Source organism: Aeromonas sp. HMWF015, from assembly GCF_963878965.1.
In the GTDB taxonomy this organism is placed as follows: domain Bacteria; phylum Pseudomonadota; class Gammaproteobacteria; order Enterobacterales; family Aeromonadaceae; genus Aeromonas; species Aeromonas veronii.
In genome coordinates this window covers 1-13,045 of record NZ_CAWNZT010000167.1, presented here as the reverse complement: position 1 = coordinate 13,045, position 13,045 = coordinate 1, and the positions used below count along the sequence as shown (strand labels likewise).

Here is a 13,045-nt window from a genome sequence, read left to right as displayed (position 1 = left end):
AGAGCCTGGTCGATACGCATAAAAAATCCGAGACCAATCAACAGGTTTCGGATTTTTACACATCAGGAGGATCGGTCAATGGATCCTTAACTGATCGGCATTACCGCCAGATTGGCGGGGCCTTTTTACATGCGCCGTGAGGGTCAATAACCCTTGTCGAAGTCGATCTTGCCATCCAGTGGCTGGCCATCGATAAAGCGGATGTAGTTGCGCACAAAGATCTGGGCTACATCATCCGGGAAGCTGTAGGCGCTGTTGTGGGGGGTGACGATGAGGTTGGGTTGGCCCCACAGTGGACTGTCGGCGGGAAGCGGCTCCTGCTCGAACACATCCAGCACCGCCATCGCCAGCTTGCCGGTACGCAGTGCAGTGAGCAGATCGCCAGAGTGAACGGCGCTGCCGCGGCCAACGTTGAACAGGATGGCGCCCGGTTTGCAGTGTTCGAAGCGGGCGGCATTGAACAGATGACGGGTATCGCGGGTGGCTGGCAGCACGCTGACGATGACATCGGCCTGCGCCAGCATCTTGTTGAGCGCAGGTAGTTGATAAACCTGATCAAACCCGGCCTGCTCCCGACCGCTGCGGCTGATGCCCAGCACCTTCATGCCAAAATGTTTGCCGGTGTGGGCGATATGCTGGCCAATGCTGCCGGTCCCCAGGATCAGCATGGTGCGCCCCTTGAGGCCCTGATAGGGGTGGCTTTGCCACAGTCGCTGTTTCTGCTGTTCCCGATAAAGGGGAATTTGGCGCATCAGGCTGAGCAGATGACCAAAGACATACTCGCTCATCAGCGGGCCGAAGATGCCGCGCACATTGGTGAGCTGGTAGTCGCGGCGACTGTCAGGGTCGAGCAGCACATCGACTCCCGCATAGGTGGACTGGAACCAGCTCAGCTTGTTGGCTTTGGGCAGCAGCGGTTTGGCACGGGCCGGTTCGGCCATCAGAATATGGGCTTCGCCGATCAGCTTCTCGGCATCGCCCGGATTATCGGCCCGCAGAATGCGCAGATGGGGGAGATTGGCGGCCTTGAGCAGCCGTTCGTAGTGAGCATTATCCTGGCTGAGCAAAAGAAGGGTACGTTGGCTCATACTCTTGTTCCTTATCAGAATTTGCGGCGCAACAAGATGCCGCTCTCGACCCATCTTACCTGACTTCATATCGCAACATAGCCGACCAGGGCGCTTTTTCGTTTTCGCCGCGCCCCCTCGTGGGCTACAATCTGCCCCACATTTTGCAAAGGATCCGACTCCAGTGTTTGGTGACAAGTTTTATAAGCGACTGGCCGAGCTACAGCCTTGGCAACAGACCGTCTACACCCTGGCGCTGGCAGAGCGCATGTACCCCAACTATGCCCTGTTTTGTCAGGCTTCCGGCTTTGGCAATGCAGGCGCTTTCCGGCATGCGCTGGATCAGATGTGGGCCTACCTCACCGTCAAGGGATCCCGGGTCAATCTGGGTGCCATTCTCGAAGAATTCGAGTCTCACATTCCGGATCCCCGCAAGTTTGAATCCTACGGTGCCTATCCGGCGCTTGATGCCTGTGTTGCGCTGGGCTGCGCCTATAACTCGGTGATCTGCCGGGTTGGCGAAGAGGCCAACGATGCCAGTCATGCCTCAGTCGGTACTGTGGCCGGTTTTATCGAGCTGCTGGAAGAGCGGGATCTGACCGAAGAGGAGCTCTACGAGCACGAGTACATGGAAGCCGAACTGGAGTTCCAGGTTGAACTGCTCAAGCGGGTTGCCCATGAGCGCGACAGCGATCGAATCCTGGCCATCAGAGCATTCGCCTCTCAGGATGGCGTCTCCAATATCGGGATCAGCCTGGAAGAGTAATTCTCTGCGGCCCCTGATCGAAAAAAGCTCCCGTTCGGGAGCTTTTTTTATGCCTGAAATTGTTCAGCAGCTTATGCCTGCTCTTCGGTGAGGGGTCTGACGCTCAGCACTGGGGCGGCGTCGATTTCGTCTGCATTCATCATGGCGGAGATGCGTTGCAGGGAAGAGAGCAGCAGGGTCTGCTCCCACGCTTCCAGTGCCTGAAAACGTTGGATGAAGCGCTCTTGCAGCGGGGTCGGGGCCTGAGCCAGCAGGGCGTGGCCTGCGTCAGTTAGTGTCGCGTGAACCTTGCGCTTGTCGGTATTGCTGCGAACGCGCTGCACCAGTTGGCGGCTCTCCAATCGGTCCATGATGGTGGTGGCGGTAGCCTGGCTCATGTTGGTGTGATCGGCCAGCTGGCGCATGGAGATCTGTCCCAGCTCGTCGATCCCTTTGAGCAGCAAGAGTTGCGGGGAGGTGAGCCCGGCTTCTTTGATCAAGCGCCTGGAGTGCATGTCGATGGCACGAATAATCTGGCGCAGGGCGACCAGCACTTCATCATGTTTTTCCATGGGGTGTGCGTCATTGGAGGGCAATGGAGAGGGGCAAAATTTTCCGCCTAATTCGTCACAAGGTCAATATTGTTTTTGTTGTAATCATTTCTGCTCTAATTAATTTTGTGTTAGGTTGATGGGCATTTCACGGAATTCACCCTGACATTTGAGGAGCGAAATGATGAATGACGAGCTGGATATCAAGTCTCTGGTGGCCGAGTTACGTGTGGTCAGAGTGCGCTATGAACTGCCGGATACCTCGGCTTTTGTGCGCTATCAGCCTGCCTATGATGAAGACCCCAACACCCTCAAGGTGCACCACTATGATGGTGAGTTACCCCTCTCTTGCAGCGAGACAGGTACTTTCAACCTAAAGGAGTTGGTGAATGAATTGCGCTACGCCTATGTGCTGGTGCACCTCTTTCCTGACGAAAGTGCCATGAACTTCTATCTGACCGGCCTCGATACCGGTCTGGCCCAGTTGGAGTTCATCGGCGGCTCCTACGACTTCAATCGCCTCTGGATCACCAGCGGTATCTCCAATCTGGGGGTTCCCATGGCCATCTTCCTCGGCAAGCGTCACGCCGTGAACGGCCAGCCCTCGGTTTCGCTAGTGGATCACCGCGAACAGGCAACCGGCAAACTGGTCTATCGCGCCATCGGCGGTGCCGGTGATCATGTGGGCGAAGACTTTTTCAACAACGACTAAGGAGGCTGGATGCGAGCAAGCAAAGGGCTATTGAAAGGCCTCAACCCCACCATGGCCATGACGGCCCTCACCGTGATCACCCTGTTTTTGCTGTTTGGCGTATTTGTTCCCGATACCGCGGCCGCCTGGTTTGTCGGTGCCAAGGATCAGATCATTGCCGGGTTCAAGTGGTACTACATTCTGGTGGTCGCCCTGTTCCTGTTCTTCGCTGTCTACCTGATGTTCAGCCGTTTTGGCAGCATCCGACTGGGTGACGACGACCAGGTACCGGAGTTCGGCTACTTCGCCTGGTTCTCCATGCTCTTTAGCGCAGGCATGGGTATCGGTCTGGTGTTCTGGAGCATCGCCGAGCCAATGAACCATCTGCAGGGCAATCCGTTCATTACCGACGGGATGACTCCGGAAGCGGCCCAGATCGCCATGCGCCTCACCTTTTTCCACTGGGGTCTGCACCCCTGGGCCATCTATGTGATCGTCGGCCTGTCGCTGGCCTTTTTCAGTTATCGCCGCAAGTTGCCGCTGGCTATTCGCTCTGTGCTTTATCCCATCCTCGGCGAGCGGATCTATGGTTTCTGGGGCCATGCGGCCGATGTGCTGGCGGTGTTCGGCACCGTGTTCGGGGTGGCGACCTCCCTCGGTCTGGGGGTCTCCCAGATGAATACCGGCCTCAACCAGATGTTTGGCATGGCGGTGTCGCAGTCCAACCAGCTCTGGCTGATTGGCGGCATCAGCCTGATCGCCACCCTGTCGGCGGTCTCCGGGGTCGGGCGCGGGGTGAAGCTCCTCTCCGAGCTCAATATCTGGCTAAGCGTGTTCGTGCTCGCTCTCTTTCTGGTGTTGGGGCCGACTACCTATATCCTCAACGCCTATGTACAGAACATCGGTGATTACCTGCAGAACATCGTCAAACTGAGCTTCTGGACCAACACCGAAGCCAACGGCACTTCGGCCTGGCAGTCGAGCTGGACGGCGTTTTACTGGGGCTGGTGGATTGCCTGGGCACCGTTTGTCGGCATGTTTATCGCCCGTATTTCCAAGGGGCGTACCATCCGCGAGTTTGTGCTTGGCGTGCTGTTGGTGCCTTCGTTGCTCGGCATGTTCTGGCTCACCGTGTTCGGCGGTACGGCGATGAATCTGGAGCTGTTCGGTGGTGGCGGCGTGGTCGCTGCGGTCAATCAGGATGTGACGCTGGCGCTCTACAAGACGGTCGAGCTGCTGCACTGGGAAACCTTCGGCTGGATCGCCAAGGCCGTGCTGACCCTGCTCATCTGCACCTACTTCATCACCTCCAGTGACTCGGGCACGCTGGTTATCACCACCCTGCTCTCCATCGGTGATCAGGAGCCGCCGGTGCTGCACCGCGCCATCTGGGGTCTGGGGCAGGGGCTGGTTGCCGCTATCCTGCTGGTCTCCGGCGGCCTGGCAGCCTTGCAGGCGGCCAGCATCATAGCGGCGCTGCCGTTCTCGGTGATCATGCTGGCGATGTGCTATTCGCTGATGCTGGGGCTCAAGCAGGAGAGCCAGCGCCAGTTCGAGTATCGCCAGAACCTCAAGCGCCACGATGGCTCATCCCATATGAGCTTGATGGAGCGAATTGGTCCGGCATAACGGCATCTGCGGGGGGCTAGCCCCCCTTCCTATGTAAACCTGGATGCAAAACGGCCGCCCTGGCGATGCTCTCCTTGCGGAGCTCATCATCAGGGCGGCCTTCTGTTATGGGGCCGAGGTTACTCTTCGATAAAGGTCCACTCATCCTTGACCCGGCTGATGGCATCAGTCCGTTTCCTGGCCAGCTGCTCCTTGATCTCTTCTCCCTTGTAACCGGCGGCCACTATCTCTTTCACCGGCACCGCCTGGGCAGCAGCCAGCGCTTCGGCCACATAGTCCGGCTCGGCGTAGACCCGCTCCTCGAAACCGGTACGGCCATGGAAGTCGGCGCGGCAGGCATCCAGCAACTGGGCAAAGCGCTCGGGGCGGCGCCAGGCATCAGCCTTGTCGAACACCTTGAGCAGGGTGGCGGGCTTGAGCTCAAAGGCGATATGGATGTGGGTGTGCAGATCGCTCACCAGCAGCGCCAGATCCCGGCACTCGTTGGGTACCCGGAACCGCTCGCACAGGGCGCGAATAAGCGGCAGCCCCTTCTGGCCATGACCGTGATGGCTTGGCCAGAACTCCTTGGGGGTTACTCCCTTGCCAAGGTCATGGCAGAGGGCAGCAAAGCGTACCGTCAGCTCGGGGGAGATCCGGCACGCCTGCTCCAGCACCATCAGGGTGTGGATGCCGGTGTCGATCTCAGGGTGCCACTTGGCCGGGGCGGGGACGCCAAACAGCGCATCAATCTCTGGGAACAGCGCCTTGAGGGCGCCGCACTGGCGCAGCACCTCGATAAAGATCTGCGGGGTCGGCCCCAGCAGCACTTTTTCCAGCTCCTTCCAGACCCGCTCCGGCGTGAGGTGGGCCAGCTCGCCTGCGGCCGTCATCTCGCTCATCAGGGCGAGGGTCTCCGGCGCTATGGTAAAGCCCTGAGCGTGGAAGCGGGCGGCGAAGCGGGCGACCCGCAAGATGCGCAGCGGATCTTCGGCAAAGGCAGGGGAAACGTGGCGCAGCAGCCGTTTTTCCAAATCCTTGATGCCGCCGTAGGGATCGTGGAGCTGGCCCTGATCATCTTCGGCGATGGCGTTGATGGTGAGATCCCGGCGCAGCAGATCCTGTTCCAGCGTCACATCGGGGGCGGCGTGGCAGACAAAGCCGGTGTAGCCCCGACCCTGTTTGCGTTCGGTACGGGCGAGGGCATACTCCTGCTGGGTTTTGGGGTGAAGAAACACGGGAAAGTCGCGACCGACCTGGGTAAAACCCAGTGCCAGCATCTGCTCCACGGTGGCGCCGACCACCAGATGATCCCTGTCGCCCTGCGGCAATCCCAGCAGGCGATCCCGCACTGCGCCCCCAACCAGATAAGTCTGCAAACCGTCTCTCCCGTCATCAATCGTGGGGCCGAGTATATCGTCTTTGTTACCGCTTTGCTGCTTGACCACCACCCGCCCGCAGCGCCAGTCAGCGCGGCTTTGACTTGGGCGTGACGAGGCCTTACGCTGCCGCACCAGACAGCTGGCGCTGTGCTGCGGGATGACTTTATGCCCGCTCAGGCCAGATGAGCCGAAGGAACCGCAGAGTTCCCCATATATCAACGACATGAGAACAACGTGAATCAATCAACCTTCGCAAGCCGGGTTCTGGAGTGGTACGAGCTTCATGGCCGCAAAACCCTGCCCTGGCAGCAGGAGAAGACCCCTTACCGGGTCTGGGTCTCGGAGATCATGCTGCAGCAGACCCAGGTCGCGACCGTGATCCCCTATTACCGGCGTTTTATGGCGCGCTTCCCCGATGTGGTGGCGCTGGCCGATGCCCCTGTCGATGAGGTGCTGCACCACTGGACCGGGCTTGGCTACTATGCCCGGGCCCGTAACCTGCACAAGGCGGCCCAGCAGATCCGCGATCACCACCATGGTTTCTTTCCCGAGAGTTTTAACGAGGTGATGGCGCTGCCGGGCATTGGTCGCTCAACTGCCGGGGCCGTGCTGTCGCTCTCTCTGGGTCAGCCCCACGCCATCCTTGATGGCAACGTGAAGCGGGTACTCACCCGCTGGCTGGCGCTGCCGGGCTGGCCCGGCCAAAAACAGGTGGAGAACGAGCTGTGGGAGATCGCCATCCGGCTGACCCCCAAACTGGGCGTGGCGCAATACAATCAGGCGATGATGGATATTGGGGCGACGATCTGCACCCGCAGCAAGCCTGCCTGTGATCGCTGTCCGGTGCGGGCCGATTGCCAGGGGCTGTCGCAAGGCAAGCCCACCGTCTATCCCAACAGCAAGCCCAAGAAGAGTATTCCGGCCCGCGATGGCATCATGCTGCTGATCCGCCATGGTGATGAGCTGCTGCTGGAGAAGCGGCCGCCGCAGGGGATCTGGGGCGGGCTCTACTGCTTCCCGCAGGTGGCCTCGCTGGCGGAGGTGGATGGTCTGCTGGCGTCCCTCGGCCTGAGCCATCACAGTTATCGTGAACTGGCCGGTTTTCGCCATACCTTCAGCCACTTCCATCTCGATATTCAGCCGCTGCTGATTGACATTGATGAGGCGCAGCCGCTGCGGCTCATGGAAGCAGATAACCGACTCTGGTATAACTTACGCCATCCTGCTGAGGTGGGGCTGGCGGCCGCCACGGCCCGTCTGCTCGCCTATCCAGAGTTACAACCATAGAGGTCAACATGAGCCGTACTGTATTTTGCCAACGCCTGAAAAAAGAGGGCCCGGGTCTGGATTTCCAACTCTATCCCGGCGAGCTCGGCAAGCGGATTTTTGACAACATCAGCAAGGAAGCCTGGGCCGAGTGGCAGAAGAAGCAGGTGATGCTGATCAACGAGAAAAAGCTCAACATGATGAATCTTGAGCATCGCCAACTGCTGGAAAAAGAGATGGTCAGCTACCTGTTTGATGCAGGTGAAGTGCAGATCGAAGGTTACACCCCGCCTGCCCAGTAAGCTCTCCGGCTGTTGTACGTGTGAACAGGTACGGGAATGGCGCCACACTGGCGTGACCGCTCCTGAAGTCGCAGCAAATGAATGATGGGCAGCTCTGCTGCCCGGTTTGAGGATCCTATGGGCCGAATTTTTTGGCTGCTGTGCACCCTGCTGTTTCTCTCTGCCTGCTCATCTTCCCCCAAGCCCAGCGGGAGTGAGGATGACGATCTGGTCAACGGCAAGGACATCCGCGGTTTTGAACACATGATCAGCGCGCTCTCCCATAACGTGAACGAGATATGGGGGCGGGAGGCGCTGTTTGCGGGCAAGTTTGACTACGTAAAATACACGGATCAGTACAAGAGCCGGGCCCACATCGACTTCTCCAGCGGCCACATCATGGTGGAGACGGTATCTGGCATCGATCCCCGCGCTCACCTGCGTCGCGCCATCATCGAGACCCTGCTGACGCCGGACGATCCGGCCGAAGTGGATCTTTACTCCGATCGGGAAATTCTGACCGGCGGCGAGCCTTTCCTCTATGGTCAGGTACTGGACAATCAGCGCCAGCCAATCCGCGCCTCCTGGCGCGCCGAGCGTTATGCCGATTACCTGCTCAACACGGCGATGAAGAAGCGCACTCTGGGTATTCGCACCATCTTCTTCGTTGATATTCCCATGGTGGCCAACCATGAAGATCGACGGGGCTACAAGTATGCGGGGATCATCCGGGAAGCGTCGCGCAAATACGGCGTGCCGGAGAGCCTGATCTATGCGGTGATCAAGACCGAGAGCAGCTTCAACCCTTATGCGGTGAGCCATGCCAACGCTTATGGCCTGATGCAGGTGATCCCGGCTACCGCTGGTCGTGACGTCTATGTTCGGGTCAAGGGCAAGAACGGCCAGCCGACCCGGGAGGAGCTGTTCAACCCGGCCTACAACATCGATGTCGGTACCGCCTATCTGCACCTGTTGCAGACCGTCTATCTGGCGGATATTCAGGATCCGCGCTCCCGTCGCTATGCGGTGATCTCCGCCTATAACGGTGGCGCTGGCGGGGTGCTCAATACCTTCTCCAGCGATCGCAAGGCGGCGCCGGGCCGGATCAACCGGCTCTCCCCCGAGGCGGTCTATCAGGTGTTGACCGAGCAACATCCCAAAGAGGAGGCGCGCCGTTACCTCTACAAGGTCAATCAGGCCGAGAAGGGGTTCAAGAGAGCCTTTTCCAGTCGGGCCGGTTAAGCGGTGACGCTGCGTTAACCATGCAAAAGGGCGCTTGATATCAAGCGCCCTTTTAACGTCTGGCCAGTTCGTCGTTGAAGTGGCCTTATTTGGCGATAAAGCCGCCCTTGGTCTGCGGGGCCGCGCCCACTTTCTCCAGGGTTTTCACTTCCACTTCGGTCTTGTTCCAGCTGTGGTCCACTTCACCACGGATGCGGATCTGATCATCCGGGCCCACTTCGGTGCCACGCCACACATCCTGATCCACTTCGACCTCCACTTCACCGCTGGCATCGCGGAACAGATAGTTCTCGCCGCCCAGGTGCTTGACCAGTTTCCCTTCCAGGGTGGCCCAGCTGTCATCGGCCAGATCTTTCAGTTGAGCAACGGAAACCTTGTTCTGCTCCTGCGGGCCGGTATAGGCCGCCATGGCAAAAGAGGAGACAGACATCAGGGTCAACAGTCCGATTACGCTTGCGCTTGCCTTGTTCATTTCATACTCCTGTCGTTGGTATGGGGGCATTGTGCCGGGGGGGATGTGAAACAAGCGTGAAAGAGAAACCCACTGTGATTGGGTGTTTTGTGAGCGCAAGTGATTTCATCGGTGGCGGAACATGTGTGATTTCATCTGGAACTGTAATCTGTCGCCTTCACCAGAAGTCAGTGGCAGCGGACTCTTCCCATGCCTGTCGCCACTCGAGGAGAAGTCCGCAGGTCTCACCTGCTTAATCGAAGAGCATAACAATATGAAAAAATGGCTTGTTTGTTTATTGGGGTTAATGGCATTGACCGCGCAAGCGGCAGAGGGACGCCAACCTTTTTCCCGGGTCGTGATGTTTGGTGACAGCCTCTCCGACACCGGCAAGATGTACAAAAAGATGCGGGGGTATCTCCCCTCCAGCCCACCCTACTTCAACGGGCGCTTCAGCAACGGCCCGGTGTGGCTGGAGCAGTTGGGTGACGAGCGCTTCCCCGGTCTGGTCGTGGCCAACGAGGCGGAAGGCGGTGCAACCGCGGTGGCCTATAACCATCTGGGGGCTCTGAATGGCTGGCTCGGTTTCTGGTCCTGGGATCCCAAATATCAGGTGATCAACAATCTCGATTACGAGATCGATCAGTTCCTGAAAAAGGACAAGTTCCGCCCCGATGATCTGGTGGTGATCTGGGTCGGTGCCAACGACTATCTGGCCTATGGCTGGAACACCGAGCGGGATGCGGATCGGGTGATCGATACCATCCGGCTGGCATCCAACCGGTTGGTGCTCAACGGCGCGCAGCAGATCCTGCTGTTCAACATCCCGGATCTGGGGCAGACCCCGTCAGCCCGCAGCATGAAGGTGGTGGAGAAGGTGCGCCATGTTGCCAGCTACCACAACCAGAAGTTGCAGAACCTCACTCGCGAGCTGGCTCCCCTTGGCATCGTGAAGTTGTTCGAAGTGGACAAGCAGTTTGACGAGATGATGCGCGATCCCCAGCAGTTCGGGCTGAGTGACACAGAACACGCCTGCTACGGTGGTGGCTATACATGGAAGCCGTTCTCCGGCAGCGCCGCCGAGGTGGCTGCGACCCCGGCTTTGAGTGTCTCCGAAAGAGTGGCTATTGCCGGTAACCCGATCCTGGCGCAGGCGGTGGTGAGCGGGCAGGCAAAAGGGCGAGCAGCGACTCTCAACTGCGATGAGCATATGTTCTGGGATCAGGTGCATCCGACCAGGACGGTGCACAAGGTACTGAGCCAGCGTGTTGCTGACTTTATCGATCGGCACTACGAGTTTGTTCGTCACTGATATCGCTTCGGGCCAGCATGTCGCTGGCCTTTTTTCCCTTTCAGCCCTCTTCTGTGCGTCTTTTTGCGTCACATCCAGTTCAAATAACAAACGTTTGTTGCTGTTTTTGTAACGTGGTTGCGTTAGAGTGTTTTTTGTTAATTGATATCAGTGACTTGAAAATAGGCTAACGTTGATATGCTGCGATCGCTTTTGGGTGGTTGCACCTATAAGACGAGGTGATATCAATCAACCTCCTCCTACATAAAGTTGCAGAGGCTCAAACATGAAAAAATCATTGATTACCTTGCTGGTTACCGGCTTGCTGGCGGCCAATGCCCAGGCTGCCGGTCAAGACAACACCTGGTATGGCGGTGCCAAACTGGGTTGGTCCAACTTCTACGGCATTGATGAAAGCAACAGCTTTACCCTCGGCAATGAGACCAATGATGCTCTTGGGGCTGGTGTATTTGCCGGCTATCAGCTTAACAAGAACCTGGGCATCGAATATGGCTACGATTATCTGGGTAAGTACAAATATGATGCCCGCTCAGCCACGGGCGCAGCGTTTCAAGATGAAGTTCAGGCCCAACTTATTCATTTATCATTGAAGCTGGGCTTCCCTGTAACTGATAGCCTCGACCTGTACGGACGTATAGGCGGCGGTTATGCGGCCGCCAACAGTGACCTGAAAGGCGGTGATGGCCGGTTCAACTTTGTCAGCGCGCTGGGTGCCGAGTATGCCTTCAATCGTGATTGGGCTGCCCGTCTTGAATATCAATACACTACCCCCTACGGCAGTCGAGACAATACCGGGTTGCGTATGGACAATGGCCTGCTCTCTGTGGGCGCAGTCTATCGTTTTGGTCAGGTTGCCCCTGTGGCGCCCGCCCCGGCTCCGGAACCTGCTCCTGCACCTGTGATGGTTGAGAAGCAGTTCACCCTGAGCTCCGATGTGCTGTTTGACTTCAACAAGGCGACCCTCAAGCCAGAGGCCAGTCAGGCACTGGATAGCCTCTATAGCCAGATTGAAGAGGCGCGACCCAAGGATGGCGTGGCAACCGTAATTGGTCACACCGACCGTATCGGTTCCGATGCCTACAACCAGAAACTCTCCGAGCAGCGTGCCCAGACCGTTGCCAACTATCTGGTTGGTAAAGGGATTCCTGCCGCCAAGATCAATGTGGAAGGGCGTGGTAAATCCTCACCGGTTACCGGCGACAGCTGCGTCAGCAAGTCCAAGCGTGAGCTGATCGTCTGTCTGGCTCCGGATCGTCGTGTTGATGTGAAAGTCGAAGGTGTCAGCGAGGTGCAGGAGTAATCCTTCACACTGAGCTGATCTTCACCGGGGCTGGAATGAACAGCCCCTGTCGGAGCAAGAGAGACCAAAAAGCCAGTCAGTTGAGCTGACTGGCTTTTTACATTGGCATTGCGGTCGGGCAGGGGACAAATCAGGAAGGGAGTGGCATTACCCGGTTGCGCCCCAGCTCCTTGGCCTTGTAGAGCAGCTTGTCGGTACGTTCGACCAGACAGTCTGCACTTTCCTGACCGTTGAACTCGCCCACGCCAAACGAGGCTGTGATGTGGTCGATGCGGCGGCCCGATTTGCGATCCAGAATCGACATCCGCTCGATGACGCGGCGCATGCTTTCCGCCATCTGTCTGGCCAGCGCCAGCGAGCGATGGGGGACCAGCATGGCGAACTCCTCCCCACCCAGCCGATAGGCGGTGACCCCCTCCTTGCAGGCGTCGCGCAGCCGTTTGCTGAAGGCGCGCAGCACCTGATCGCCGAGCAGGTGACCATATTCGTCGTTGAAGTTCTTGAAGCGATCGATATCGGCGAGGATCAGCGAGAAGGGGTGCTGGCTGCGGATCAACCCCTCCAGCTCCAGATCGAAGGCGCGGCGGTTGAGCAGGTTGGTGAGGGCATCCTCGTTGGCCAGCTTGCGTGTCTCGTTGAGCGCGGCCCGCAGCTCCTTGATCTCTTTTTCCGCATTGCTGAGCTGGTTGCGAAAGTGCATGGTGGACATGCGCACATCCCGCGATTCGCGCACCAGCTCCCGCAGGATCCCCATGGTGTCTTCCAGGCTGAAGCCCTCGTCATCAATGCGGCTGAGCTTGTCAAAACTCTTGTCGAGCATCTCTTGAAACATGCCGGTATCGGAGATGGCGTCCTGCATGGAGTGGCCGAGCTCGTTGGCCATGGCGGCAAGGCTCAGTTTCATCGCCTCCATCTGCTTCTCGTCCTGAGCGGCCAGATACTGGTGATAGAGGCGCTCGCAGGTGGTGAGCGAGCAGGTTCCCTGCATTTTGACAGCCTGATCGATCGCCTGGTTGAGCTCGGGCATGCTGGCCGAGACATAGTTGTACCACAGGTGGTAATTGTCCGGCGTCGTGGGGATCTGGTACTTGATCATCAAAGGGACCGCTTGTTTGAGATAGGCGGCGGATTGGGCAAATGTGTCCTTAC

13 protein-coding genes are annotated in these 13,045 nt (G+C 58.2%); 8 read left to right on the top strand and 5 right to left on the bottom strand.

Annotation, left to right across the window (positions count from 1 at the left end; all coding sequences use genetic code 11):
- Positions 1-143: 143 nt before the first annotated feature.
- Entirely contained in the window at positions 144-1,088 is a 945-nt protein-coding gene (locus AACS18_RS08600; RefSeq protein WP_108614120.1) for a D-2-hydroxyacid dehydrogenase, read from the bottom strand.
- Positions 1,089-1,251: 163 nt separating this feature from the next.
- On the opposite strand from AACS18_RS08600, the gene AACS18_RS08595 reads away from it, so the two are divergent.
- On the top strand, positions 1,252-1,833 hold the full coding sequence (locus tag AACS18_RS08595) for a YjaG family protein (RefSeq protein WP_108614119.1): 582 nt from the start codon (positions 1,252-1,254) through the stop codon (positions 1,831-1,833).
- Positions 1,834-1,904: 71 nt separating this feature from the next.
- Here the strand turns inward: AACS18_RS08595 and AACS18_RS08590 are convergent, their stop codons facing one another.
- Positions 1,905-2,384, bottom strand: a complete 480-nt coding sequence (locus AACS18_RS08590; protein WP_108614118.1) for a MarR family winged helix-turn-helix transcriptional regulator — start codon at positions 2,382-2,384, stop codon at positions 1,905-1,907.
- A gap of 163 nt (positions 2,385-2,547) precedes the next feature.
- Here AACS18_RS08590 and AACS18_RS08585 point away from each other — a divergent pair, with 163 nt between their 5' ends.
- Together AACS18_RS08585 and AACS18_RS08580 are read left to right on the top strand one after the other, a co-directional pair.
- Positions 2,548-3,075, top strand: a complete 528-nt coding sequence (locus tag AACS18_RS08585; RefSeq protein WP_108614117.1) for a hypothetical protein — start codon at positions 2,548-2,550, stop codon at positions 3,073-3,075.
- Positions 3,076-3,084: 9 nt separating this feature from the next.
- Entirely contained in the window at positions 3,085-4,683 is a 1,599-nt protein-coding gene (locus AACS18_RS08580) for a BCCT family transporter (RefSeq protein WP_108614116.1), read from the top strand.
- A gap of 119 nt (positions 4,684-4,802) precedes the next feature.
- On the opposite strand, the gene AACS18_RS08575 is transcribed toward AACS18_RS08580, so the two are convergent.
- Positions 4,803-6,041, bottom strand: a complete 1,239-nt coding sequence (locus AACS18_RS08575) for a multifunctional CCA addition/repair protein (protein WP_108614115.1) — start codon at positions 6,039-6,041, stop codon at positions 4,803-4,805.
- Between the two features lie 237 nt (positions 6,042-6,278).
- On the opposite strand from AACS18_RS08575, the gene mutY reads away from it, so the two are divergent.
- The 3 genes from mutY (at position 6,279) to mltC (ending at position 8,833) form a co-directional block, all read left to right on the top strand.
- Complete coding sequence (gene mutY / locus AACS18_RS08570) at positions 6,279-7,331, top strand: A/G-specific adenine glycosylase (protein WP_108614114.1); 1,053 nt, start codon at positions 6,279-6,281, stop codon at positions 7,329-7,331.
- An 8-nt stretch (positions 7,332-7,339) separates the two neighbouring features.
- Entirely contained in the window at positions 7,340-7,612 is a 273-nt protein-coding gene (locus tag AACS18_RS08565; protein WP_005335828.1) for an oxidative damage protection protein, read from the top strand.
- Positions 7,613-7,729: 117 nt separating this feature from the next.
- On the top strand, positions 7,730-8,833 hold the full coding sequence (mltC, locus tag AACS18_RS08560) for a membrane-bound lytic murein transglycosylase MltC (RefSeq protein WP_031227922.1): 1,104 nt from the start codon (positions 7,730-7,732) through the stop codon (positions 8,831-8,833).
- 85 nt (positions 8,834-8,918) lie between these two features.
- On the opposite strand, the gene AACS18_RS08555 is transcribed toward mltC, so the two are convergent.
- The gene (locus AACS18_RS08555) at positions 8,919-9,305 is read right to left on the bottom strand and encodes a YgiW/YdeI family stress tolerance OB fold protein (protein ID WP_005335826.1); all 387 of its coding nucleotides are present in this window, start codon (positions 9,303-9,305) and stop codon (positions 8,919-8,921) included.
- Positions 9,306-9,558: 253 nt separating this feature from the next.
- Here AACS18_RS08555 and AACS18_RS08550 point away from each other — a divergent pair, with 253 nt between their 5' ends.
- Entirely contained in the window at positions 9,559-10,596 is a 1,038-nt protein-coding gene (locus tag AACS18_RS08550; protein WP_108614113.1) for an SGNH/GDSL hydrolase family protein, read from the top strand.
- Positions 10,597-10,861: 265 nt separating this feature from the next.
- A complete protein-coding gene (gene ompA / locus AACS18_RS08545; RefSeq protein WP_108614112.1) occupies positions 10,862-11,896 on the top strand; it encodes a porin OmpA in 1,035 nt (344 codons plus the stop codon).
- Between the two features lie 130 nt (positions 11,897-12,026).
- Here the strand turns inward: ompA and AACS18_RS08540 are convergent.
- Positions 12,027-13,045: GGDEF domain-containing protein (locus AACS18_RS08540; protein WP_258228889.1), on the bottom strand; the 1,019-nt coding region annotated here is incomplete at its 5' end.